The organism is Edwardsiella sp. EA181011 (assembly GCF_000800725.1).
Lineage (GTDB): Bacteria > Pseudomonadota > Gammaproteobacteria > Enterobacterales > Enterobacteriaceae > Edwardsiella > Edwardsiella anguillarum.
Window position 1 is genome coordinate 2,053,235 of sequence record NZ_CP011364.1, and the last position, 24,667, is coordinate 2,077,901.

Sequence of the window (24,667 nt, forward strand, 5' to 3'; positions counted from 1 at the left end):
GGCAGTTTTTCACTGCATGCCTCATTTTAAATAAAGCACACAGCATTCGATTTTTCTTAAGAGCAGATACCAGTTTCCATAAATATAGGAATCAAATTAACATATGTTTAAATTAAGTCGCGCGATGAATAAAACGGTAATGGTGATAGCGTGTCTTAACTTTTCTCCGTTGTCACAGGCTGCAATATCTCTAGATCGAACTAGAGCCATTTTTAATGGCGGTGAACGCTCGATGACGCTTAATATTGCTAATGACAATAAACAGTTGCCATATTTGGCTCAAGCTTGGTTGGAGAATGATAAACAAGAGAAGATCACGACAGGACCGCTTATTGTTACGCCGCCAGTACAGCGTTTGGAACCCGGTGCTAAAAGTATGGTGCGAATAGCATCAACAGCGGAAATTAGCAGTTTACCGCAGGATCGGGAGTCTTTATTCTACTTTAACTTGCGCGAGATTCCACCAAGAAGTGAAAAGGCAAATGTGTTGCAGATAGCCTTACAGACTAAAATAAAACTGTTTTATCGGCCTAAGGCGATAGCTACTCAGCCCAATGCAGTCTGGCAGGATCAACTGGTCTTAAATAAGGTTTCAGGTGGTTACCTTATTGATAATCCATCGCCATATTATGTGACAGTTATTGGTCTTGGCGCTAATGCAAAACAGGCGCAGGATGGCGACTTTGAAGCGGTAATGCTGGCACCAAAATCATCACGGACGGTAAAGTCAGGTAGCTATACAACTCCTTATTTGAGTTATATCAATGATTATGGTGGTCGTCCTGTTCTGCAGTTTGTATGTACGGGTGATCGCTGCAGTGCGCTGAAGAAATAGTCATAGCAGTAGTAATGGAGAGAGTAGCCAATGAAAAAAGTGACAATAGCTTTAGCTGCCGTTGCCATGCTACTGACGCTCAGTATGAATCGGGTACTACATGCAGATGAAGTAGTTACGCATAATGATTTTTTTATACCGGATGAGTCACGTCATCAATGGATCAATGAGCAAAATGGGCGAACGGGAGAATTGATCGTCTATGGTGCGTTACTCTCTTCGCCCTGTGTACTGGCAACGCATGAGGTGATACTGCCATTAAACCGCGTGGCGCAAGGTCTAACAGAGCGTTATCCCCTAGTGCTAAATTTGCTGGGATGCGGCGAGGGTGGAGGCGTTGTCTCAGCAGGGTCTGTTGCAGGAGTAAACTCCACGCTGGTATTACACAGTGCGCTGTTGAGCGGAGACGATGGTAATGCATGGTCCCCTGAGCTACAGACAATAGGAAAGGGGCGCATATGGATGCACGGTGGTGCCAATCAGCTAACCTATTTTTTGACTATTACACAGCGACAGGCTTTGACCCATACAAGAGAAGCATTGCTGACATCTAAAACGGGTAGTCAACCTGCGCAGCCTTTTATCAGTCCGCGCGCACCGACAAGGTTAGTACAGTTGAGATTAGATTATGAATAGGCTATCGCAACCGATGCTGCAGATAAAGAGAGTTCGTGGCGTTTTTTATAGTATTAGCATTGTACTGCTCTTAGCTGGGACCGCCCCTGTCAATGCGGTGGATATGAACTTCTCCGGAGAGCTACTGGAGCGTCCGTGTGAAATTAGTCAAGAAAGCTTGGTTCAAGAGGTGGGTTTTTTAACTCGTCCAGTGCGCGATTTTTGGGTCTCTCCTGGAAAGGGGCCGGCGACCGGGTTTAGTATAAAATTGATTAACTGTAATACGGCATCTATTGCGCGTGTGGTAAAGCTAAAATTCAGCGGGACGAGAGAACCGAATATGCTGGGTCAAGCAGATTACTTCCTAAGAGTTAATGGAGTTAATCAGGGTAGGCTCGCCATTGGCATATTAGATACGGATGGGAAAATGCTACTGAAGCTTGGTGATGCGCATAACCACCAGCAAGGGAATCGTATTGATGAAAATACAATATTGTTGAATTTTAAGGCTTTTGTCCAGGCGACGCCTGACGCCGTGAGGCAAAAAAACGTTTCTCCTGGTGATTACTCATCCGTAGCAGGGTTTGAACTTTTTTATGAGTAACGTCATTATGTTTTTATCTCATGCCAATAACATTATTTTATGATTTGGCATGTACTTTGTACTTTGTACTTTGTACTTTGTGCTTTAGAGTGTAAGCGTTTAATTGGTTGGGGGCCTTATGAAAAAAATAAAAATATTTTTTTTGCATTTTTTGATGCTCTATAGTTTATCGACTCAAGTCTCTGATGCCGCTTTGCGTGAGGCCGTTGTGTTTTCACCTAGTGTCCCCGTGAATGTTAATCAGTTGGGGCCATATACAATAGATGATACTGCTTCTGTTATTGCTGATTTAAACATACGTGTTAACAATAACGTTCAGATATATGATTGGTCGAGATGTACAGGCGTCGGGGGATTAGAAACTATAAATGGCTATACAAAATGGTATCTTGCCGTAGGTAATATACCGAGTCAGCAAGGATTGTCTTTTTTACCGACTCGAATTTTAAACTCAGCAGGTGCAGTGGGAGGATTCTGGTGGGATATGGGCGCAGTTCCTGCGGTATGGCAGTCTCAGGCTAGTCGTTGTCATGTGCCTGGTGATACATATAACTTTGTACCTCCGTCAGTCAGGTTACAAATAGGCCTTACTATTAATAGAAATACCGCTACTCCGGGGCGCTATGTTGTTTCTCTTCCATTTGGTTATGCCTATGAGGAAAATAAAGGATATCCTGATGGAGCGCCTAAAGGGTTCGACTTGACCAATCTTTTGGATAGGATTTTCAACACAAGAATTGGTTCTGTTCCGGTTATTATTGATGTGGTGTCACGCTGTAATTTTCAAACCTCTGATATTCAGCTGAATCATGGTCAAATGACGCCGGCTTCATCAGAAGGGAATATTACTCGGCCATATAATTTGAATGTAAGCTGTTCATCCGGAACCTCTGTATCGGTATCCATCGTAGGTGCGAATCCTGTATCAGGGAGAACTGAAAACTTTACTCGTTGTGGTAATGGCGGTAGCTGTGAGATAACTTTTAACGGCGGGCGGTATAGAGAAACCATGCAGATTTCTGGCTCTACCAATCTTGCCATTACATCAACGTATCATCCTAATCAAGGGACACCGATAGAGGGAGCATTTAGCGGCAGTGCTGTCTTGTCAATCCTTGTAAATTAGCTAGTGGATGAACTTGTGAGCGCCGTATTTTACTATACGCTGATGCACATTTTTTAAAAATGTTAAACTCACCAGCGTTTTATTTTAAAGCTGCGAGGAAATGATGGATTTTTTCTTTGGCGATATGCAAAAAATAATCACAAGGGTTGTTTTAATATTATTGTTCCCCCAAGTGAGTATCGCCGAAAGTGATAATGGTGCTTCTGCTGTATTATGTTATGCACAACAGTATCTGGAACAGCAAAGTAGCTCTCTCATCGATAAATTAAACGATAAAATAGGTGATGAAGTTGACCATGGATCGGGTAAACAGGGAGAACAATCGATGTTATCCGGTAGAAGTTCTGGATTACTTTCTGCAAATATAGTAAGGCAACAACGACTGATACTAGAGAGGCAGTTAAAGCAGTTACAGCTTGATAAACAGACACAACAAGAGCAGTTGCTAGAGTTATCGAAAAAATTAGAAAGCGCTAACATATTAAAAACTCAGTTAGATAGTTTACAAAATCAGTTAAAGAGTCAGTCTGAGGATTTTCAACAGAAATTAAATACTCTGGCTGATATATCCGCATTAGATAAAATAGAGTTGGTGAAACTGCAACAGGCTATTTCTCGATTTGAATCAGAGGGGATCAAACAGGGTGAGTTAATAGGTGGTCAGAACAGCATAATAAAGCAGGTGGAGAGTGATAATCGAGAATTAAAGACCTCGTTATCATTGATCGAGAATGAAATGAAAAATGTGCCCACGCTGAATGTAGGATCTTTAGATAAAGAGGATGTTCGGCAAAATTATGCCAGTGGGGTAATGATTGGTCGAGATATCCAAACCTCACAAACTATGCTCGGCATCAACGTTGATAATAGGATATTGTTGGCAGGTGTGCGTGACGCTCTTAATCATCAGGTTAAAATTAACGAAAAGATGCTATCTGACAGCTTGGCAAGTATCGAATCGAATGTAAATAAGATGCGGCTGTCCATGATTAATGTGAATAAAAAGGCCGGGGCCGATTATTTGTCATCGTTTGAGAAACGTAAAGGTGTCCAAAAGGATAAATCTGGATTTTGGTATGTAATAGATCATTCAGGCGACGGAGACCTTATTGGCGATGGGCATTCAGTCGTTGACCTTGTAGTTACTGAGAAGTTAATCGATGGTACGGTTATCGAGGATATGGATGCTAAAGGCAGCGTTATATCTCAACCTCTGGATGAGTATCCGCGATTATTCCAATCGGCACTACGGTTAATGAAAAATCACAGTTCGATGACGTTGGTTGTTCCCTCTGAAATGGCTTATGGCGATGATGGTTATGCACCAAAGGTACCACCAGGCGCGACGATGGTTTATACCTTGCGGGTTGAAAATATAAAGTAATCTATTTTATATTTAATTGTGTGTTGATATTTAAAGATGGCGTTATATTATATCGTGAGGGTCGTGATGAAAAAAATTATTATTAAACGTAGGGTTGTAGGAATGGCGCTTTCCTCACTTTTATTCGTGTCATCGGCGCATGCATTAGATATTAATATACGGGTTAGCGGTGAGATTTATATACCACCATGTGTTATCAACGATAACAACTCTCAAATAAATATTGATTTTGGTAGTGTTTTACTTCCCAACATCGATGGGGTTAATTATGCGAAGAGCAAAACGGTCAATGTTAATTGTGAATATTATCAAGGGCGTCCATATATAAGTGTTATGGGAGCTCAACTTCCTGGCACAGGAGGTAACGTATTACAGACGACGGGGCCCAACGCCGCATCGCTAGGCATTGCGTTGTATCAAGGAAACGGAGTAAATAGTAGCTTTCCATTGAAAATAGGTGCCGGTGAGCAGGGGAAATACGGTTTTCCTATAACTAATGGATTGCAAGGAATCAACACTGGGAGTGGCCAGTTTACATTCACTGCTGTCCCCTATAAATCAAATGGTACGAATTTGGTTGCAGCCCGGTTTAGTGCAACTGCAACGATGAGCATCATTTACTTATAACCAGTTATCTTAATTTAGAAGAGATGCTTTATGAATGAGAATCGTCTATCCGATAGAAAACATATAGATCGGTTTTTATATCCTGGAAAAGTTCCCATCGAACATTTTGAAATGTTAGTTGAATTAAGTGGCATCCGTAGCAAGCGTGTGATAATGGCATTGGAAAGATATTTGGTTGGTGGTGAAAAAAGAAAAACATTATGTGAGACTAATGCGGTAAGCCTCTCCTATTTTTCGGTAAAGCTAAAACAGTTACATAACTGCAGCGTTCTAGTGATGAAATTATGCCCATACTATGATTTTTCCTTAGCGAAAAATAAAAATGACAAATAGTCTTTATGAAGAAAATAATAATATTATGTATGATCACTGCATGTTGTTTTCTATCGGTATGTACCCAAATAGGCTGATTAAACCTGAATCAGTAGTGATAAAGTTAGCGATTGTATAAATTTAGCCGAATACTATTAATGAAAATAATAATGGAATGAAGTCATCGTACGCAATCTAAGCGCGTTGGATGCGCTAAGGTCTGTTGACTGGGCTTAGTATAAGAAGAAAAAGCAGCGATTTGAACTATTGATGAAAAATGCTCCAGTATATTACGGGATTTGTTCTGATATAAATCATCGGACATAACATACAGCATAGGAATTATATCGATGTAAAGCCGATAGGTAGCTTGCTGATGTATCTTCTGGTGTTTCCAAATTTTTAGCAAAAGCATTAAAGATAATCTCCATATATTTCCATGGATGGACTTTTATTTTCAAGAGGTTTTCCGTGAAGGTATTTATTGATGGCTGTAGTTGGATAGAAGTTGAGTCAGTAAAATATCTATTAGATGGGTGTCAGTTTTCTGTTGATTATTATCATGATGGTTGTAATATTAATGCAGATGATGTTTTGATTTTCTGTCTCAGCACGATGCCGACGTTAGGCTGGGCAAGCCAGTTAGGTGTCATTGATGCTTTACTGCGAAGCTATGGTTGTCATATTATCGTGCTCCATCCTCAAAGCATCCCATCGCAATCTATTGTTTTGGATAGGCGTATTTTTTCTGTATGCGGTGCTCTCCCTATTCATTTGATTAAGATAGTGATAACCTCAGAAATTGAATTTATTGTGCGTAGAGCATCACTTCATCAAATTCAGCGAGATGACATAAAATGTCAGGAGAATAAAAATCAAATTAAAGAGTTAATGTGTAGCTATAACGCACGCTATCGCTCAAAGCGTTTGGGAATGAAGCTAAAGTCATTCTACGGGCGCAGATTAATGATGGTAAAGTCCTTGGGGTTTAATCATTTGCATCATTTTCGCGTGTTTACCTCAGGGGTTACGATGATTCCGTGACAGTTTTCATCTATAGGTTTTCGTTTTTTAAATCAGTGTAATTCCTCAGTCGCGTGTGGTGCATGTTATGATTGATTTTCCCTATGATATTTGTCAGCGTGAGCTTTTCCTGCTACCGCCTGTTTTAGCTCTGTTTTATTTATTCGGCTAGCCTATAGCTGGGCGCTACGGCTTGCTAATCGTATCTGAGCATAAAATCTCGGCGCATGGTGAAATACGTATGCGCTGAATATATCTAAACGCTCCCGAGTTGGTTTGGTTTTAGCCTGATGTGAGCGCGGGCAGTGGCCGTGTGGCCGGTGCTTGGATTGCCCGTCTTTCGTCGATTGATCGGCGGCCGCTCCTTTTTCATACTGCGTCAATACCCCTCCCCCAGGGACAATGCTACGGCTCGGTAACGCCGTCGCTCTGTCGTTTACTCATCCTGGTGGTTCGGGACGCGCTTCCTTATTGTCCTTATTAGGGTGATGGTCAGTTCGCCCGAATTGATCTTATTGAAAGATAATTGAATGACATTTTTATCGAATGGCGTTTTTAGCGCGGAGAGATGTATGCCTAAGGCACAGGCGGTTCTGTTTGGTTACTCAGAGGATAGATATAGATAATATTTCTTAACGAGTTACAAATGATAGTAATTATAGATAATCATCAACGATAACGAATCTGCCGGAGGCGAGTTGTCCGTATCGCTGCGGTTAATGGTATGCGATGCCATCTGGTACGCTGCTGTCGCCACTTTATCGCCACATCGTACACGCTGCTTGTATAACAACTTGATTATAAAGTGATTTTTCTACAGGCAATAAAAAACCCGATAACCTTGAACCTAAGCGGCGGGATTATCGGGCTCCTCAATATGGGGACGTCAAAGAAAAGCAGTGGCACTAATTCAGACTGACGGCGGCGAGGAAAGTTCAGCCGTCGGTAAAAAAAGTCATGCGTTTTTTTTTACGTCGAGGCGCCGGGGTTAGCCGACCACGCCGGGCCAGACGATGACGATAAGGGTACCGGCCAGCGTCAACAGTACGTTGGCGATGGCGTAGGTCCCCGCGTAGCCCAGGGCCGGAATGTTGCTGCGCGAGGCATCGTTGATGATGTCCATGGCGGGGGCGCAGGTACGGGCCCCCATGATAGCGCCGAACAGCAGCGCGCGGTTCATCCTCAGCACAAAGGCGCCGAAGAGGAAGCAGATCACCACCGGCACCAGGCTGACGATCAGCCCGGCTATCAGCATTTGCCCGCCGACTTCACCCAGCCCGTGACGCATACCGGCACCGGCGCTTAGGCCGACCCCGGCCATAAACACCATCAGGCCAAACTCTTTGACCATATTGAGCGCCCCCTGGGGAATATAGCCAAAGGTGGGGTGGTTGGCGCGCAGGAAGCCCAGCATGATGCCGGCAAACAGCAGGCCGGCGGCGTTGCCGATGCCAAAGGAGAAGCCGGTAAACTGAAAGGTGATCAGGCCGATCATCAGGCCGATGATAAAGAAGGCGCAGAACGCTAGCAGGTCGGTGACCTGGCTGTGAATAGAGATAAACCCGATGCGATCGGCCACGCTCTTGACGCGGCGGGCATCGCCGCTGACCTGCAGCACATCGCCTTTATTCAGCACGATGTTATCGTCGATCGGCATTTCTATCTGGCTGCGGATCACCCGGTTTAAGAAGCAGCCGTGGTCGGTCAGCTTAATCTGGCTCAGGCGTTTGCCGACGGCGTTGCTGTTTTTGACGACGATCTCTTCGGTGACGATGCGCATGTCCAGCAGATCGCGGTCGAAGACCTCTTTGCCGTTGCGGAAGCTGGGGTCGAGACGGGCGTGAGCGTCCGGGTAGCCGACCAGGGCTATCTCATCGCCGACCTGCAGCACGGCGTCGCCGTCCGGCGTCGCCAGAATGCCGTTGCGGCGGATCCGTTCTATATAGCAGCCGGTCTGGCTGTATATGCCCAGCTCGCGCAGGTTTTTACCGTCGGCCCAGGCGACCAGCTCGGGACCGACGCGATAGGCGCGGATCACCGGCAGAAAGACTTTGCGCTGCGTGTCGTTATCCAGCCCCCGCTCGCGGGCGATCTGCTGGGCGGAGGTCGGCAGATCCTGGTGCTGCAGCTTGGGCAGATAGCGGGCGCCAAAGATCAGGCTGACTAAGCCGACCAGATAGGTCAGGGCGTACCCTAGGCTGAGGTGATCCTGCAGCTGCCCCAGCTGGGGATTATCGGCCATGGTCTGGCGTAGGGTATCGCCGGCGCCGACCAGCACCGGGGTTGAGGTCATCGAGCCGGCCAGCATGCCAGCGGTCAGGCCGATATCCCAACGGAACAGCTTACCCAGCCCCAGCGCGATGCACAGGGCGCTGGCAACCATCACCAGCGCCAGCATCAGATAGTTTTTACCGTCGCGAAAGAAAATGGAGAAAAAGTTGGGGCCGGCCTCGACGCCGACGCAGAAAATAAACAGCATGAACCCCAGGTTGAGGGCATCGGTGTTCATTGAAAAGTGCTGTTGTCCGAGCAGCAGGGAAACCACCAGCACGCCGATGGAGTTCCCCAGTTGAATGGAGCCAAGGCGCAGCTTACCGAGGCAAAGCCCCAGCGCCAGTACCACGAACAGCAGCAGGATATAATTGCCTGTTAACAAACTAGCGACATCAATATTCATGTAGAATAACTTATCGTTAACTATCAGGTTATTGATATGATTGACTATTAGAGCTAAATTCAACCATAGAATATAAGAGAATTCACCCAAGATGCTGCGTTGGTGAATGGTGGATACCCGCGGGGTATGACCGCCCATTTTAGACGGTTGACAGGCTGACAGCCAGTAAAAAGCCGTTCTCAATTGATGGTTCGTTGTTTTTCTGCGCCGGGGAGTGCTTTGTTCACCGCCGTCGGGCTCGCCGAATAAGGCGCGCCTGTCTCGGGGGAGCAGATTCAGCGTTTCGCTATAGGGAGGGAGAACATGGCGAACGGACGGCGTTGGTTTACCCTGATACTTTGTTTTTTGATGGTGACGGCACTGTTTTTGCTGTCGCACAGCTATACCCAGGCCAACGGCGGTATCGCCGAGCCGCCGGGCGTACGTCCGGGGCTGCTGCTGTATATGCTGCCGGGGTTTATCCTGTGTCCGCTGGCGCGCCGTCAGCGGGTGCTGACGGTCTTTTGCGGCGCGCTGGCGTCAGCGACGTTTTGCCAACTGCTGCATATGCTGTGGCTGGCCGATGATGAAACGCCGCTGCAGCTGCTGCCCTACACTGCCAGCATGGTGTTCTGGTGCGTGTTTGGCGCTCTGCTGTATTGGTTCGCCGCAACGCTGTGCGGTCAGCGGGCGGTGAGATAGCCTAGACCGATTAATCCCTACCGCTCTAGGCGATAGCATCGCAGCAAAATAAAAAACCCGCCGCGGCGGGTTTTTTGCTGTGCAGGCGCGTTATTCGGCCTTATCAAACAGCCCCAGATGCGCTTTGGCATAGGCCTCAAAATCGGTACAGCCGCCGATATGCTGCTGATCGATGAACACCTGCGGAACGGTTTCTACCGGTTTGCCTACGGTCTTGGAGAGATCGTCTTTACTGATGCCTTCTGCATGGATGTCGACGTAGCGGAAGGTGAAGTCGTCGCGCTCGGCGGCCAGTTTTTCAGCCAACTCTTTTGCACGGACACAGTAGGGGCAGCCCGGACGCCCAAAGATTACAGCAAACATGGTAGGACTCCTTAAAGGGATAGAGGCGCCTGCGAATCCAGACCGGGTTCGGTGGGCACTCGGAATTGGGATTACTATGCCTGTTAGCGTCGGCAAAAAGAAGTAGGATTTGCCTGTTACTTTGATAAATTTCATCTATTCAATGACAAGGTTTGGCCGATGGCTGCGCACGCGGTGTCTCCGCCGGTGGGCGGAAAGGGGTAGACTGATCCCGTTACGCCGCCGCGTCAGCCATCGGCGCGGCCTTCCGTTTCAAGCAACTTACCGGGGAGCACTGTTTCGTTATGATGTCGACCATCGATCTGCTGCGCGATCACCGTTCTATCCGCCAGTTTAGCGCCGAGGCGATCGGCGAAGCGCAGCGAGTGTCTATTCTGGAGGCGGCGCGGGCCACGTCGTCGTCCAGCTTTCTGCAGTGTACGTCGATTATCCGCATCACCGCGCGCGCGCTACGTGAACAGCTGGTCGAGTTGGCCGGCGGCCAGCAGTATGTGCTGGACGCCGCCGAGTTCTGGGTGTTCTGCGCAGACTTTCAGCGTCACCATCAGATCTTTTCGCAGGCGGAGCTGGGGTCGGCTGAACAGCTGCTGCTGGGCTGCGTCGACACGGCGCTGATGGCGCAAAATGCGCTGACGGCCGCCGAGTCGCTGGGGCTGGGGGGGTATTTATTGGCGGAATACGCAACAATATTGAGCAGGTGACGACGCTGCTGGGCTGTCCGCAGCACGTCCTGCCGCTGGTGGGGCTGTGTTTGGGACATCCGGCGCAGCATCCGCAGCAAAAGCCGCGCCTGCCGCTGAGCATTCTGGTGCATGAGAATGGCTACCAGCCGCTGGATCGCGCCGCGCTGGCGCAATACGACGCTCACGTCGCCGCCTATTATGCAACGCGTAGCGATAACGCCCGCCAGGAGAGCTGGAGCGAGCAGATGAGCCGTACTCTGGAGAAGGAGCGGCGTCCCTTTATGCTGGCCTACCTGCAGCGTCAGGGGTGGATCACCCACTGAGCACCGGAGCGCGACGCTCAGCGGGCGCTGAACTGGTTGCTGTCGCGGTAGTAGCGGAAGCCGACGGCGGCCAGGCGTGACTCCAGCTGGGGCTGGGGGATCGCATAGCGGGCGCACAGCGCCTGCAGCGAGTCGCACTCGTCGCGCAGCTTCATATTAATGATGCTCAGCAGCATCAGTGGTTCCATCGTGGCGTAGTGGGATAGCGGCATGGCAGTCTCCTGATGGTTGGCCGGCCGGGGGCTTTTTACCGCGACCTCGGGGCAATTTATTGCCCCTGGGCATGGCTAAAGTGAATAAAGTTCCGTAAGCTATGCCCCCTTTCTGACTGTTTATTATTACCTGATTTATCTTTGTAAGGTAGAGCGCTATGGATCCACTAATCGTCCCCGATCTGGATGTGCTGCGGCACTGGCTGGATCAACTGGGCATCACGTTCTTTGAGTGTGACTCCTGCCAGGCGCTGCATTTACCGCACATGCAGAATTTTGACGGGGTATTCGACGCAAAGGTCGACCTGATCGATAACACCATCCTGTTCACCGCGCTGGCGGAGGCGCGTCCTACGGCGCTGATCGCGCTGGTTGGCGATCTTAGCCAGATTAATGCCAGTACGCTGGGCGTCAAGGCCTTTGTCGATATCCAGGATGACAACTTACCCAAGTTTATTGCCTGTATGTCGCTGAATGTCAGCGTCGGCGTATCCCAAGAGCAGTTTGCCGCCTTTATGCAGCAGGGCGAAGAGCAGATCTCGATGGTGATGATGGAGGCGCGGGCCAACGGTATGCTGTTCCTGGGAGAAGGCGAAGAGGGCGAGGGTGAGTTTAGCGCCGAGAGCGGCGTCAGCGGGCCGGTTATCCACTGAGCTTCATTGCCTAACATATTGACATCGCGTCCGAATCTGCATGGTTGACTTGTGTCATCCGTGCGGAATCCCTATAGTAGAAAGCCCGGTATTTCTCAGGGTTGGATGATATGCTGCAGAGGGTTCAGGCGCTGCCACGCAGCGATGGAAGAGGTTTTGCACCGGTACCGGTCCTGGTCGCCGGAATGGCGATTATCGGCATTCGCCTGGCGGGTGCCGTGCTGCTGCTGGTGACGCTGGGGGGCGCGGGGCTCGCCGATTTTGTCGGCGGCGCCTGGCAGACCTGGGAGAGCGGTGCGCTGCTGCTGGCCGGTCTGGGGCTGTGGCTGATCGAGCTGGGCTGCGGCGCGGCGGTAATGCGCGGCAGCGCCCGTGGCCGTGGGATCTACCTCGGCTGCCAGCTGCTGGTGACCGGTTATATGCTGTGCTCCTCCCTCGGCGGCTTTCACCCCGAACTCTTCAGCGTGGACGGCGATGACAGCGGCCAAATCGTGCGCGCGCTACTGGGGCAGAAGCTGCCCGATCTATTGATCCTGGCGCTGCTGTTTATCCCCCTTGCCAGCCGTCGCTACTTCCGGCGGCGGCTGTGATACAATCCTCCGCCCCGACCGTTTCCATTTTCATTTCCATCAAGTGAGTTGCGATGCACTGTGCCCAGTATCAGGCGGACCGCTGTCATTCCTGCCAGTGGCTCTCCATTCCCTATTCCCGTCAGCTGGAGGATAAACAGCGACACCTGGCCGCGCTGCTGAGCGGGCATCCCGTTGCGCAGTGGCTGCCCGCCCAGCCCAGCGCCGAGCAGGCGATGCGCAACAAGGCGAAAATGGTGGTCAGCGGCAGCGTCGAGCGCCCTCTGTTGGGTATGCTGCAGCGCGATGGCAGCGGGGTGGATCTGTGCGATTGTCCGCTGTATCCGGACAGCTTTTCCGCCGTCTTCGCCGCGCTGAAGGCCTTTATTCCCCGCGCCGGCCTGACTCCCTACAGCGTAGCGCGTCGGCGCGGGGAGCTTAAGTACCTGCTGCTTACCGAAAGCCGCCTCAGCGGCGAGATGATGCTGCGCTTTGTGCTGCGTTCGGAGGCCAAGCTGGCGCAGCTGCGTCAGGCGCTGCCGTGGCTACAGGCGCAGCTGCCGCAGCTGGCGGTGATCAGCGTCAATATCCAGCCGGTGCACATGGCCATTCTGGAGGGCGAGCGGGAGATTTTTCTGACGTCGCAGCAGGCGCTGAGCGAGTCTTTTAACGGCGTGCCGCTCTATATCCGTCCGCAGAGCTTCTTTCAGACCAACCCCTCGGTGGCTCAGGCGCTGTACGCGCAGGCGCGCGACTGGGTTCAGGCGCTGGGAGTTACGGAGATGTGGGATCTGTTTTGCGGCGTCGGGGGGTTTGGCCTGCACTGTGCGACTCCGGAGATGACGCTGACCGGCATTGAGATCAGCGCCGAGGCCATCGCCTGCGCCCGCCGTTCCGCGGCCCAGCTGGGGCTCACGCAGGTCAGCTTCGCCGCCCTGGACTCCAGCGCCTTTGCCGACGCGCGCAGCGCGGTGCCGCAGCTGGTGCTGGTGAACCCGCCGCGGCGCGGCATCGGTGCGGCGCTGTGCGACTATCTGAACCGCATGGCGCCGCCCTATATTCTGTACTCCAGCTGCAATGCCCAGAGCATGGTGCAGGATATTGAGCGTCTGGCCGACTACCGGATCGACAAGGTCCGTCTGTTCGATATGTTTCCCCATACCGCGCACTATGAGGTCCTTACGCTGCTGGTGCGCGTATCCGCATAGACCGCCGCACCTGCGGCGATGGACGTCAGGGGCGGTAGGGGATCCCCTCCAGCTCCAGCAGGGCCCGTTTGATGGCCAGTCCGCCGCTGTAGCCGGTCAGGTTGCCACCTTTGCCAAGAATGCGGTGACAGGGGATCAGAATGGCGATCGGGTTGCGCCCGACGGCACCGCCGACTGCCCGCACGGCGCGCGGATTGTCCAGCCGCCGGGCGAGTTCGCCATAATGGCTGCACTGGCCATAGGGAACCTCACTCAGCTGCTGCCATACCCGTCGCTGAAAGGCGGTGCCCTGCGGCGTCAGCGGTAGATCCTGCCAGCAGGGATGCTCTTTGGCGAAGTAGGCATCGAGCAGGGCGCGGGTGCGCCGCAGCAGGGGATGTGTGCCGCATCGGTGCCAGTCGGCGGGGATCACCCGCGCGATCACCTCATTGGGCAGCCATAGCTGGCTCAGGCCGCCGCCATCAGCGGCCATCAGCAGTGGGCCGAGGGGGGAATCATAGTGGTCATAGTCCATAGCATATCCTGAAGCGTGGCGCCGACGGGCGGAGGCAACATGCTAACAAATCGTGCCCGGAGCGCCAATCGGATGCGTTCAGGACGCAGGGAACCACTTGTCGCTGATCTTCTGATAGGTGCCGTTCGCCTTGATGGCGGCCAGCGCCTGATTCAGCTGATCTAGCAGCGCCTGGTTGTCCGGGCGCACCGCGATGCCCAGCCCGATGCCAAAGTATTGCGGATCGGTGACATGCTCGCCGACCGCCGCCAGCTGCGGATTGTTTTTCAGCCACTCATTGACCACCGCGGTATCGCCGAAGACGCCATCAATGCGCCCGTTTTTCAGATCCAGAATCGCATTCTGGTAGCTGTCATAGGCCACCGGCTTGATCTCCGGATGTTTATCCTGCAGGTACTTTTGGTGGGTCGTCCCGTTCTCCATGCCGACCCGCAGCCCCTTCATATCGGCTATCGAGTGATATTTGCCTTTCTGCGCGATGATGATCGCCGAGTTGGCGTAGTAAGGCTGGGTGAACGCCACCTGCTTCTGCCGCTCCGGGGTGATGTCCATGCCGGAGATCACGGCGTCGTAGCGCTTGAACTTCAGCGCCGTGATCAGGCTGTCAAACGCCTGGTTGTTAAAGGTACAGTTCGCCTTCATCTCCTGGCACAGCGCCTTGGCCAGATCGATGTCGAAGCCGACGATGTTGTTGCTGGCATCCAGAGATTCGAACGGCGGGTAGGTGGCCGATGAGGCGAAGCGGATATTCTCTGCCGCCTGGGCGCTGAAACTGCAGGCGACAACGATGGCGCAGGCCAGTAACTTCTTCATGCTTAACTCCTGTACAAGGCTAATCCCGATGGGGAGAGGGCGTCTGTCGATCCCTCTCTGCCTGGGACGCGTGCCGGGAACGATCGGCGCGGCGGCGCAGGCGAGGGGCTGGAGTTGAATGTGCCATTTAGTGAATTGTTATGCAATAGATATGGATAAATATATTTTTTCCATGTTTCTTATCAGGCGTAAAAAAAGGCCGGTAATAACCGACCTTTCAAAGTGTTGAGTCGTTTAACTGCGCTGCTCAAACGCCAGCGCTCGGCGCTCAATCATGCGCATCATCAGCGTCAATAGACCGTTGACGCACAGGTAGACCAGGCCGGCGGCGCCGAAGACCATCACGTCGTAGGTGCGGCCATACAGCTGCTGGGCATAGCCCATCACCTCCATCAGCGTGATGGTGTAGGCCAGCGACGTGCTCTTAAAGATCAGCACCACCTCGTTGGAGTAAGAGGAGAGCGCGCGCTTAAAGGCGTAGGGCAGCAGAATCCGCAGGGTTTGGGCCTTGGACATGCCCAGCGCCGCGCAGGATTGCCACTGGCCGTTGGGAATGGCGCGCATCGCGCCGTAAAACAGCTGAGTGCTGTAGGCGGCGCTGTTGAGCGCTAGCGCCAGCATGGCGCACAGCCAGGGCTGCGATAGGGCGCTCCACAGCCAGGGCGTGTCGCGGATCCAGGCAAACTGCCCGGGGCCGTAGTAGATCAGGAAAATCTGGACCAGCAGCGGCGTACCGGTAAACAGGGTGATGTAACCCTGTACCAGCGGCGTCAGGATCAGCGGCCGCAGGGTCAGGATCACGGTAAAGCACAGCGCCAGCGCCAGGGCGACCAGCAGGGAGACCACGGTGAGTGACAGGCTGGTATGTAGCCCCTGCAGCAGATCCGGAATATAGCTCAACATCATGCGGCACTCCGTTCAAAGCGGGTAGTACGCAGCTCAATACGCTTGAGAATGTATTGGCTGAACAGGGTGATCACCAGATAGATCGCCGCCGCGATGCAGTACCAGGTGAAGGGCTCCTGGGTTCGGGTGGCGATGCTCTTGGTCTGCAGCATCAGATCGTTGACGCTGATCAGCGAAACCAGCGCGGTATCCTTGAGCAGCACCAGCCACTGGTTACCCAGCCCCGGCAGGGCGTGGCGCCACATCTGCGGCATCACCAGGCGGAAGAAAATATGAGTTTTACTCAGCCCCAGCGCCATTCCAGCCTCGCGCTGTCCCTGCGGTACGGCCTTCAGCGCGCCGCGCAGGGTTTGAGAGCCATAGGCGGCGTAGAGCAGCGCCAGCGCCAGCACGCCGCACAGGAACGGGCTGACTTCGAAGTTCTCGATATTCAGCTGCAGCCGCAGCGTGGTAAAGCCCAGGTTCAGAGCGATGCCGTCGGAGAGCCACAGCAGCATCTGGGACGAGCCGAAGTAGATAAACAGCACCACCAGGATCTCCGGCAGTCCGCGCAGCAGGGTAACCCAGGCGGTGCCCAGCAGCGCCAGCGGACGGCAGCGGACAGACTCCCAGACGGCGAACAGCATGGCGAGCACCAGGCCGAGCAGCAGGGAGCAGAGGGCCAGACCGACAGTGATGCCGGCGGCATGTAATAAGGGGGTCAATTCAATCATGGCCTGATGCCTATCCCATCAGGCGGCTTGCGCCGCCTGGCTGATCCTAACCATAACGCCTACGGAGATAGGCACTACTGGCGTTTTCGGTGGTTACTTCTGAAACCACTTGTCATAGATAGCCTGATATTGGCCATCCTGTTTGAGCTGGTTCAGCGCCGCGTTGAACTGTTCTAGCAGCGGGGCGTTGCCCTTGCGCACGGCGATCCCTAGCCCGGTACCGAAATAGTCTGCATCGGTGACCTTCGTACCGACCGGCGCCAGATTGGGGTTTTGCTTCATCCACTCATTGACCACCGCCGTATCGCCGAACACTGCATCGATCCGGCCATTCTTCAGGTCGAGGATGGCGTTCTGGTAGCTGTCATAGGGCACCGGCGTCAGCTCGGGGTGTTTATCCATCAGGTATTTTTGATGGGTGGTGCCGTTCTGGATCCCGACCCGCTTGCCCTTCAGCGCGGCCACGTTGTCCACCTTGCCTTTTTCGGCGATGAACAGCGCGGAGTTGTCATAGTAGGGCTGGGAGAAGTCGACCTGCTTCTGCCGCTCCGGCGTGATGTCCATCCCGGAGATCACCGCATCGACGCGCTTGAACTTCAGGCTGGGGATCAGGCTGTCGAAGGACTGGTTGCTGAAGGTACAGGTGGCCTTCATCTGCTGACAGATGGCGTTGGCCAGATCGACGTCAAAGCCCTGCATTTTATTCTGCGCATCCATAAATTCGAACGGCGGATACGAGGCTTCGGCGGCAAAACGGATGGTTTGCGCCGCCGTGGCAGAGACGCTGATACCGGCTAACATCGCAGCAATTATGATTTTTTTCATCGCAGACTCCAACGGATTACGCTTGGCCTCGCGGGCCGTTAATGGGACAGATATCCGGCAAACTCACTGGTCTGCGGATCACTAAAGTGGCTGGCATCGCCCTGTTCAATAATGCGACCCTGCTCCATATACACGACGCGGCTGGCGGTTTTGCGCGCGACCTCCACTTCGTGGGTGACGATCACCTGGGTGATCCCGGTCTCCGACAGCTCATGGATGATGCTGACGATCTGGGCGGTGATCTCTGGGTCGAGGGCGGCGGTCGGTTCGTCGAACAGCAGCACCTGCGGCTCCATCATCAGCGCGCGGGCAATGGCGACGCGCTGCTGCTGACCGCCGGAGAGGTGCAGCGGGTAGCGCGCCACGAATTCGCTCAGGCGCAGGCGCTGCAGTAGCTTTTCGGCCCGCGCCAGCGCCGCCGCTTTCGACAGTCCCAGCACCCGGCAGGGCGCCTCGATCAGATTTTGCATCACCGTCAGGTGTGGCCACAGGTTGTACTGCTGAAACACCATGCCGACGTTGCGGCGCAGATCGCGGATAGCCTTCTCACCCGGCGGCTGGCGAAAGTCAAACTGGTGGCCAGCGATACTCAGGGCGCCGGAGCGCGGCATCTCCAGCAGGTTTAACACCCGCAGCAGGGAGCTCTTTCCCGCGCCGCTCGGCCCAAGCAGCACCAGCGTCTCGCCGGCCGGGCATGCCAGGGTTATGTCAAACAGCGCCTGGTGTGCGCCGTAGTAGCAGTTAATGCCGTCGATTTGAATACTCATGCGCTTAATCTGAATAGCCATTGATAAGGCAAAGAGTAACTTCATCAGAATAACTATGCAATATTGGTGGGTTAAAATTTAAGAATATGCACTCTGACCGCTCAGAAAGAGTACGATATCGGGTTATGGCACGCCGGCTGGCACAGGGTAAACGGGTGTGCTAAGGCGGCGCGGGCGGCCAGAGGCCGCCCGACCGTCGCTTAGTCGTAGTCGATGTTGATGGTGACGTTGGCCTCTAACTGCCCGGGCCGCACCGGGCCGCGGTCATGGACGTAGTAACCGGCGTGGATAGGGATACGGAATCCCCGATCGGGCAGCGTTGTCCCGCGGGGGATCAGTCGGATGACGCTGGGCTGTGCCGCCGCGCCGCCCAGTGTGATGGGGCGCTGCTGCTCGTCGTACAGAATAAAGCCGACGCCGCCAGGCCCCGAGTGCGGCAGCACGACGCGGGGATTCTCCGGCAGCAGCGCGTCGCTGCTCAGGGTCACCCGCAGGGTGCGGTTAGTCTGCGCCTCGCTGCCATCCCCGCTCAGCTGGTCGCATTGGGCGACCAGGGTGTGGTCGGCGATCGGGCTGGCGATCGCGCCGCTCTGCGTCAGGTCGCTGATGGAGACGGGCGGCAGCGTGAGCAGGGTGTCGGTAAACTGGCAGGTGGTCGCGCGGTAGTCCAGCGTCAAATTAAGATTCACCAGGTACAGATCGTTTTCCGAGGCGGGCCATTTCCCGGTTAAGAGAAACCTGAGGAGACGCAGGATAAATTCCCCCAGAGAACCGGATGACCCGTTGCTGGCGCTGATCACCATCGCGGACTCCAACAGATACTGCCCTTCTGGGGCGAGCCGCGTGGTCTGGGTGGGGGCGACCGGCCTGGCGGTGACGGTGAGCTGATCGAGAAACTGCGCCGCCGTATAGCTCCCCTCCTGTAGTCTAATGGTCGCCTGGGCGGGCGCCTGGACGGTGATCTCGATAAAGACGTTGTCATAGAACTTGATCACGACGCCCCGCTCGTAGGGCGTGCCGAGATGCACCTCGTTTTGCTCACTGCCATAGGCGGAGCATAGGGTTTGCTTGCTGAACAGCGGCAGCGGTACCGCCACCTGCTGCCCGCCGGGAAACATATTCTGATTACTCATCAGCACCTGCCCCTGCTGGCTCTCTGTACCCGGGCTCTCCAGCTTGCACCAGGAGAGCGCCGGGCCGCTGAGCAGCAGCAGCGCGGTAAAAAAATAACGGCAATATTTCATGATTCAACCTCATCAGACTCAGCGGCACAGGTGGGTTTGACTGCTCAGCGTGGCGGCTGAGAGGGTTATGGTGCAGCGGGTGTTCGCCTGTGGATCCAGCGGCACCGTTACCTGCGCCGGCAGGGTGTCGCTGCGCAGGGAGATCATGCCGCCCTGACCGACCAGACCCACCGTCTCACCGTCGTGGCCGCTGACTGGATAGCCGAAGCCGAGCGGCGTACCGTCGGCGCGGCGCGCTTTAAAGTAGAAGCGTTGGCGCGTGTCGGTCTCAAAGCGCGCCAGCACGACGGCCCCCTCATAGGGCACTCGCTTCTGCATGTTCCCCTTCAGCTCCACCGTATCGTCCTGCGGTGACGGCGTCAGACGCAGGCTGTTTTCGCGGTAGGGGGTCAGGGCGGCGTAGAGCGCCTGGCCTGCGCCGTTGGTGGCGTGGTAGCCATAGCCGTTGACGCTGGCGTCGCGCAGCCCCGGAGCATCGACGATTGCCATGGTGTCCGTCAGGGCGTTGCTGAACAGCACGCCGCCGCGATAGGCCACCACGCCGCCGCTGATGCCGGCGCTGGTCTGACGGTAATCCTGCGACTGGCTGTAGCTGGCGCTCAGGGTCGCCGAGCGGGCCCGATAGCTGAGGTTGGTGCCCAGCGCGGTGAGGCGATCCTGGCGTTGGTTATTGAGGCTAACGCTGTAGCTAAACTGCTGCCACTCGCCGGCGTAACCGCTCAGGGAGGCGTTGTTGGAGTGGTAGCCATCGCGATCGACGGTGGTGGCGTTCGAGAGATACAGGGTGCGCCGCGGCTCGCCAAAGCTCAGCGGTAAGGTGAAGTAGAGATAGACGCGGCGGTCGCTGTTCAGTCCCTGATCGTAGGTCTGGCTGGCGGCCAGGGTATAGCTGAGCTGCTGCCAGCTGTTGCTGTAGCTCATCTGGTAATCCTGGCGACGGGCGCCGCCGCCCCAGTAGTCGCGCCAGGTGCCGGAGAGGAACACCGAGCCCCAGCCCTGCGGCAGCGTCTGGCTCAGGTTGATGGCATAGTTATTCTTACGGCCCGGATCGTAGTGGTAATAGTCCCAGTCGCGGGTCGGGCTACCGCGGTTGTCGTTCAGATAGAGATGATCGCTCAGGGTGCGGTAGTGGCGTGACGAGTAGCGGTAGGCGGCCAGCGAAAACTGGGTCGCCGTGGCGGCCAGGTATTTGTTGTAGGCTAGCTGATAGCTTTGTCCGCGCTGCTCGCCGCGATCCGTCAGGCTGCTGGCGGAGTGGGTGATATCCAGCGAGAAGGCGCCGATGGCCGTGTTAAGACCGTTGCCCAGCAGCAGCGCATAGTAGTCCTGGCTGGCCTGGGCGCCGCCGTAGAGCGTCAGCAGGCTGTTTAGACCGTGCTGGTAGCTGCCCTGAAAGAAGCCGCGCTGATCGTTGATGTCATTGAGATAGGTTTTCCCCACCGCCAGATCGTACTTGCCAACCCCCGGCTGCAGCATGTTAGGCAGGGAGGAGTAGGGAACGATAAAGCGAGTGATGCGTCCGTCTGCCTCCTGCACGCTGACGTTGAGATCGCCGCCGCCGCCGACCAGCTGCAGATCTTCGATAGAGAACGGCCCCGCCGGCACCTCTTTACGAGAGACGATGATATCGTTTTGCTCGACGGTGACCAGCGCGTTGCTCTGGGCTACGCCGCGCACCAGCGGGGTGAAGTTCTGCTTGGCGCTGGGCAGCATGCGCAGATCGCTATACAGACGGACGCCGTGAAAGCGCACGCCGGTAAACAGATCGGAGGCGCTGTACATATCGCCGACGCGCAGCATTCCGTTGATCGGGGCAAAGCTGCGCTGCAGATAGGCGCTGTTGCTGTTCCAGTCGCCGCGTTGGGTATTGCGCTGATTATAGCTGGTGGCGGCGCGTAGCTGCCAACCGAACAGGTTCAACCCGCTGTGAAGGTTGAGATAGGTATTGCTGCTGTGGCCGCTGCCGCGGTAATCGCTGTAGTAATAGCTGGCGTTATAGCTGGTGAAGAAGGCGTTGATGCCGCGATCCCAGCTTTCCGGGGCGATATAGCCTTTTTCCCTGTCGGTCACGAAGGCCTGTGGAACGGTCAGCTGCAGCTGCAGCAGGCCGGTGTTAAAGCGGTAGCTGCCGCCGTGCAGCGCCTGGCGCAGCGGGATACAGCGGGTGTCCCACGGCGGCGCGGGGAGCTTAATGCCCAGCCCGCGCAGCTGTGGCTCGCTCAGGCAGGTGTCGCCGGGTCGTTGGCTGACGGTCAATGTATATACGCCGCGCCCTTCGCCGTTGACCATGATATCCAACGGATATTCGCCGGGGTAGGGCGCATGGGGATCCAGCGTAATCTGGCTCAGCTGGCGGTCTTTCGCCGTGCCTTTAAGAAAGTGGGTATCGAAGGTGTTTGTCGCGCTGGCCATGGCGCAGGCAGCGGGAAACAGTAGGGCCAGGGAGAGGGTAATGGCGTTTAACCTGAGCATCCGTGCCTCACTCGTTGCGATTAGTTAAGGGGAATGGCCTGCTGACGTTTCACGCCATAGTCATTCAGATAGGAGAGGGTCAGCGTGGAGACCCCGCCCGGCAGGCCGGCGACGGCGATATGCCGTTGGGAAAAGGGGGCCAGCATCAGGGTTGCCTTCAGCAGCTGCTCTCGTTCACCGGCGCCGAGCGCGGTAATCGTGATGTGGTTAGGCGAGCGGTTGTTCAGCGTTACCCCCTGCTCATCGCGGCGGGCCGAGAGCTGGCCGACGGTTTTTTCGCCGAGCTCAGCGATCCCCTGGGGACGGTAAAACAGCTTGATGCGGTTTTGCATCGCCAGTTTGAGCAGGTTTCCGCTACGCGCCGGGTTATCCGGCGGAATGTCGATCACGTTGAGGTAAAACAGCGACTCCCGATCCTGTGGCAGGGCGTTAGGCAGAGCCCGAATCCGCAGCTGCTGGCCGTTACCGGCCGTGACGGTGGCGATCGGCGGCGTCAGCAGGAAGGGCGCCTTCACCTCTTCAGGGGGGACGTTGGGATCCCCCTCATCGATCCAGGCCTGGATCAGGGAGGGCTTGTCACCGCGGTTGGCCAGCTGAACGGTGATCTCCTGGCGCTGGGCTGGGTAGATAATTCGGGTGCCGTAAATAACGATGGTGGCGCAGGCTGGCCAGGCGGTTATGGCGCACAGCAGGGCGAGCAGAGCTTTCTTCATGGGGTCACCACAGGGAACAGGGACTCCCGGCGGAGTCCCGCGGGTTAAGTTAATCGTGGGTAACGGTGTAGGTGACGGCGGAGCTCACCGCGCCTTTGTTTACGGTGTCGCCGATTTTGTGGTAGTAGGCGGTGATGGGCAGGACATAGTTGCCGTCCGTGCCGATTAGCGTGTGCTGGGTGTTATAGCTATTGATCAGCTTATCCTTGACCTTCAGCTGAAAACCGACGCCGGTGGCGGCACCGCTAGTCGGGGCGATCACGCCTTTGTCGTTCATATTGCTGTTGGCGAAGCTGAGCGTCAGGGTCTCTCCCTCATAGCCACTGCAGACGATATTAATATCGGCCTGCGCGGAGGCCCCGGTATAAATTTCACCCGGATTGACGTTAATAAACTGATCGGCGCCGACCAGCGGCAGCTGGAGCAGCTGATCTGAGTTTTGAATCGTGCAGGAGGCGCCCACAATTTCGCCCTGAATCCGCAGCTGACCCGCGGGGGCGGGGGCGGCGAGTGCCGCAGATGAAATAAAAAGGCCGCTTAGCATCGCTATGGAAATAATACCGCTCTTCATGACAACTCCTTGTTTTAGGATGGGCATTATTCCGCTGCGTGATGGAGTGCATCACAGAACAGAAAAATCTCATCTTTAAAAAATAAAATCACGATTGACAGGCTGGTGCTTTTTTCTGGCACTTTATTTTTGTCTGGGATCTTTGGTTTGTAACTAATACGAAGTTCGTATTTATCTCGGTAAAAAATAGTATTTTAATTTGCTGGCCTTGCTATCTAATTTAAAGTAAAAATGATAAGCGATGCACTGATTAGTCGCCTATTGGAGGAAATGGCTTTTATTGCACCAACATTCGGATAGGATGTTTTGACAGCTGAATAATTACCGAATATGCTTAGGCAATCTATCCGGCGCGTGCTTTTTCCGTCTGCGGCGATCGTCGCGGTCTACATAGGTCATCTCTTGTAATACCCGTAATAGCCAGCGTTTGATGCCGGTTGTACGGAGAGTTTGTGGACATCAGGCTATCTTTTATTACTTTTTTTTGATTATATCGTGGGTGATATCTCAATTAGTTATTAGTCAGCGCTTAGCCTTATCGTTAAAAATTAGTGTCTGCGTTTCCATGAAGAGGATTTCATGATGGCGATAAGCCATGACGTATTTAAGGAAAAAAACGGGATCTCATTAATTACCCACCCCACGCTACAGTCGATGCTTCTGGTCGATGTGCTTAACAATTATCTTAGCGTGCCAATTTATCTGCTTGATGCACCCAAGAGTTCAAAGTATTTATTGGATGACTGTGCCTTGATTATATTTGATGCAATGTTGCTTGACGCTGAGCCGGCGCAGCGAGCGTGTTGGCTTGAGGCTATATTTAATCAGCGGGTTGGTCGGCGAATTATTTTGATCAACGTGAATACCCATGATGAGGCGCTGGCGTGGCATCAGCATGGGAGTATCATCGCGGCCTTTCCGGCCAAGACACATCAGCAGACGCTGATCCGCCGGCTGAGAGCCCTGCTGGTGACTGCGCAGGAGGAACCGTCGGGCGATACGGCCCCCACGCCGCGCCTGACCCTGCGCGAGCTGGAGGTGCTAAAGGCGATGCAGCAGGGTGCAAGCAATCTGGATATCTCGCGTATTTTGTATATCAGCGAAAATACGGTCAGAACGCATATCTATAATATTTTTAAGAAAATAGCGGTGAAAAATCGGATTCAGGCGGTGAAATGGGCCGATACACACCTGTGCGGATAGCGGAATATGGACAGCGAAGCTGACGTCGTCA

26 protein-coding genes and 1 pseudogene are annotated in these 24,667 nt (G+C 54.1%); 14 read left to right on the forward strand and 13 right to left on the reverse strand.

Annotated elements, in window-relative coordinates; translation table 11 throughout:
- Positions 1-103 precede the first annotated feature (103 nt).
- The 8 genes from QY76_RS17890 to QY76_RS18720 all read left to right on the forward strand — a co-directional run bounded on the left by QY76_RS17890 (position 104) and on the right by QY76_RS18720 (position 6,547).
- Complete coding sequence (locus tag QY76_RS17890; RefSeq protein WP_071844150.1) at positions 104-835, forward strand: molecular chaperone; 732 nt, start codon at positions 104-106, stop codon at positions 833-835.
- A gap of 30 nt (positions 836-865) precedes the next feature.
- Positions 866-1,471, forward strand: coding sequence for a pilus-assembly fibrillin subunit (locus QY76_RS17895; RefSeq protein ID WP_071844151.1), 606 nt, complete (start codon positions 866-868; stop codon positions 1,469-1,471).
- Between the two features lie 13 nt (positions 1,472-1,484).
- Complete coding sequence (locus QY76_RS09105; RefSeq protein WP_071818556.1) at positions 1,485-2,054, forward strand: fimbrial protein; 570 nt, start codon at positions 1,485-1,487, stop codon at positions 2,052-2,054.
- Positions 2,055-2,172: 118 nt separating this feature from the next.
- Entirely contained in the window at positions 2,173-3,180 is a 1,008-nt protein-coding gene (locus tag QY76_RS18715; RefSeq protein WP_144418103.1) for a hypothetical protein, read from the forward strand.
- A 100-nt stretch (positions 3,181-3,280) separates the two neighbouring features.
- The gene (locus QY76_RS09110; protein WP_235439367.1) at positions 3,281-4,564 is read left to right on the forward strand and encodes an FKBP-type peptidyl-prolyl cis-trans isomerase N-terminal domain-containing protein; all 1,284 of its coding nucleotides are present in this window, start codon (positions 3,281-3,283) and stop codon (positions 4,562-4,564) included.
- A 66-nt stretch (positions 4,565-4,630) separates the two neighbouring features.
- Positions 4,631-5,191 (forward strand): fimbrial protein, encoded by a 561-nt coding sequence (locus QY76_RS17900; RefSeq protein ID WP_071818555.1) that lies wholly within the window; start codon positions 4,631-4,633, stop codon positions 5,189-5,191.
- Between the two features lie 30 nt (positions 5,192-5,221).
- Positions 5,222-5,524, forward strand: a complete 303-nt coding sequence (locus QY76_RS17905; protein WP_012849077.1) for a PapB/FocB family fimbrial expression transcriptional regulator — start codon at positions 5,222-5,224, stop codon at positions 5,522-5,524.
- 450 nt (positions 5,525-5,974) lie between these two features.
- On the forward strand, positions 5,975-6,547 hold the full coding sequence (locus QY76_RS18720) for a hypothetical protein (protein ID WP_144418104.1): 573 nt from the start codon (positions 5,975-5,977) through the stop codon (positions 6,545-6,547).
- A gap of 967 nt (positions 6,548-7,514) precedes the next feature.
- Here QY76_RS18720 and QY76_RS09115 read toward each other — a convergent pair.
- On the reverse strand, positions 7,515-9,203 hold the full coding sequence (locus QY76_RS09115; protein ID WP_015461847.1) for an aspartate:alanine antiporter: 1,689 nt from the start codon (positions 9,201-9,203) through the stop codon (positions 7,515-7,517).
- A gap of 303 nt (positions 9,204-9,506) precedes the next feature.
- On the opposite strand from QY76_RS09115, the gene ybjM reads away from it, so the two are divergent.
- A complete protein-coding gene (gene ybjM / locus QY76_RS09120) occupies positions 9,507-9,884 on the forward strand; it encodes an inner membrane protein YbjM (RefSeq protein WP_034162515.1) in 378 nt (125 codons plus the stop codon).
- A gap of 90 nt (positions 9,885-9,974) precedes the next feature.
- On the opposite strand, the gene QY76_RS09125 is transcribed toward ybjM, so the two are convergent.
- Entirely contained in the window at positions 9,975-10,247 is a 273-nt protein-coding gene (locus QY76_RS09125) for a GrxA family glutaredoxin (RefSeq protein ID WP_012849071.1), read from the reverse strand.
- A gap of 284 nt (positions 10,248-10,531) precedes the next feature.
- On the opposite strand from QY76_RS09125, the pseudogene nfsA reads away from it, so the two are divergent.
- Positions 10,532-11,253: pseudogene (gene nfsA / locus QY76_RS09130) on the forward strand (oxygen-insensitive NADPH nitroreductase).
- A gap of 17 nt (positions 11,254-11,270) precedes the next feature.
- On the opposite strand, the gene QY76_RS09135 reads toward nfsA, so the two are convergent.
- Complete coding sequence (locus tag QY76_RS09135; RefSeq protein ID WP_034162514.1) at positions 11,271-11,465, reverse strand: DUF4250 domain-containing protein; 195 nt, start codon at positions 11,463-11,465, stop codon at positions 11,271-11,273.
- A 158-nt stretch (positions 11,466-11,623) separates the two neighbouring features.
- On the opposite strand from QY76_RS09135, the gene QY76_RS09140 reads away from it, so the two are divergent.
- The 3 genes from QY76_RS09140 (at position 11,624) to rlmC (ending at position 13,895) form a co-directional block, all read left to right on the forward strand.
- Entirely contained in the window at positions 11,624-12,118 is a 495-nt protein-coding gene (locus QY76_RS09140; RefSeq protein ID WP_034162513.1) for a YbjN domain-containing protein, read from the forward strand.
- Between the two features lie 110 nt (positions 12,119-12,228).
- Entirely contained in the window at positions 12,229-12,708 is a 480-nt protein-coding gene (locus QY76_RS09145; RefSeq protein WP_045424610.1) for a YbjO family protein, read from the forward strand.
- Positions 12,709-12,761: 53 nt separating this feature from the next.
- Complete coding sequence (gene rlmC, locus QY76_RS09150) at positions 12,762-13,895, forward strand: 23S rRNA (uracil(747)-C(5))-methyltransferase RlmC (RefSeq protein WP_034162512.1); 1,134 nt, start codon at positions 12,762-12,764, stop codon at positions 13,893-13,895.
- 25 nt (positions 13,896-13,920) lie between these two features.
- On the opposite strand, the gene QY76_RS09155 is transcribed toward rlmC, so the two are convergent.
- The 10 genes from QY76_RS09155 to QY76_RS09200 all read right to left on the reverse strand — a co-directional run bounded on the left by QY76_RS09155 (position 13,921) and on the right by QY76_RS09200 (position 23,433).
- Positions 13,921-14,409 (reverse strand): methylated-DNA--[protein]-cysteine S-methyltransferase, encoded by a 489-nt coding sequence (locus tag QY76_RS09155; RefSeq protein WP_045424400.1) that lies wholly within the window; start codon positions 14,407-14,409, stop codon positions 13,921-13,923.
- A 78-nt stretch (positions 14,410-14,487) separates the two neighbouring features.
- Positions 14,488-15,222 carry an arginine ABC transporter substrate-binding protein gene (locus tag QY76_RS09160; protein WP_034162510.1) on the reverse strand — a complete coding sequence of 245 codons (735 nt, stop codon included), beginning with the start codon at positions 15,220-15,222 and terminating at the stop codon, positions 14,488-14,490.
- A gap of 234 nt (positions 15,223-15,456) precedes the next feature.
- Positions 15,457-16,125, reverse strand: coding sequence for an arginine ABC transporter permease ArtM (artM, locus tag QY76_RS09165; protein ID WP_012849063.1), 669 nt, complete (start codon positions 16,123-16,125; stop codon positions 15,457-15,459).
- Complete coding sequence (artQ, locus tag QY76_RS09170) at positions 16,125-16,841, reverse strand: arginine ABC transporter permease ArtQ (protein WP_034162509.1); 717 nt, start codon at positions 16,839-16,841, stop codon at positions 16,125-16,127. Before artQ ends, artM begins: the two co-directional genes overlap by 1 nt.
- A 93-nt stretch (positions 16,842-16,934) precedes the next feature.
- A complete protein-coding gene (artJ, locus tag QY76_RS09175; protein ID WP_034162508.1) occupies positions 16,935-17,666 on the reverse strand; it encodes an arginine ABC transporter substrate-binding protein in 732 nt (243 codons plus the stop codon).
- Between the two features lie 38 nt (positions 17,667-17,704).
- Positions 17,705-18,433 carry an arginine ABC transporter ATP-binding protein ArtP gene (gene artP, locus QY76_RS09180; protein ID WP_095666571.1) on the reverse strand — a complete coding sequence of 243 codons (729 nt, stop codon included), beginning with the start codon at positions 18,431-18,433 and terminating at the stop codon, positions 17,705-17,707.
- A 200-nt stretch (positions 18,434-18,633) separates the two neighbouring features.
- Positions 18,634-19,677, reverse strand: coding sequence for a fimbrial protein (locus tag QY76_RS09185; protein ID WP_034162506.1), 1,044 nt, complete (start codon positions 19,675-19,677; stop codon positions 18,634-18,636).
- A gap of 18 nt (positions 19,678-19,695) precedes the next feature.
- The gene (locus tag QY76_RS09190) at positions 19,696-22,149 is read right to left on the reverse strand and encodes a fimbrial biogenesis outer membrane usher protein (protein WP_045424403.1); all 2,454 of its coding nucleotides are present in this window, start codon (positions 22,147-22,149) and stop codon (positions 19,696-19,698) included.
- A gap of 20 nt (positions 22,150-22,169) precedes the next feature.
- On the reverse strand, positions 22,170-22,862 hold the full coding sequence (locus QY76_RS09195; protein WP_045424406.1) for a molecular chaperone: 693 nt from the start codon (positions 22,860-22,862) through the stop codon (positions 22,170-22,172).
- Between the two features lie 49 nt (positions 22,863-22,911).
- Complete coding sequence (locus QY76_RS09200; protein WP_045424409.1) at positions 22,912-23,433, reverse strand: fimbrial protein; 522 nt, start codon at positions 23,431-23,433, stop codon at positions 22,912-22,914.
- 579 nt (positions 23,434-24,012) lie between these two features.
- Between QY76_RS09200 and QY76_RS09205 the strand changes: the two genes are divergently transcribed.
- Positions 24,013-24,636, forward strand: a complete 624-nt coding sequence (locus tag QY76_RS09205) for a LuxR C-terminal-related transcriptional regulator (protein WP_045424412.1) — start codon at positions 24,013-24,015, stop codon at positions 24,634-24,636.
- Positions 24,637-24,667: the final 31 nt, after the last annotated feature.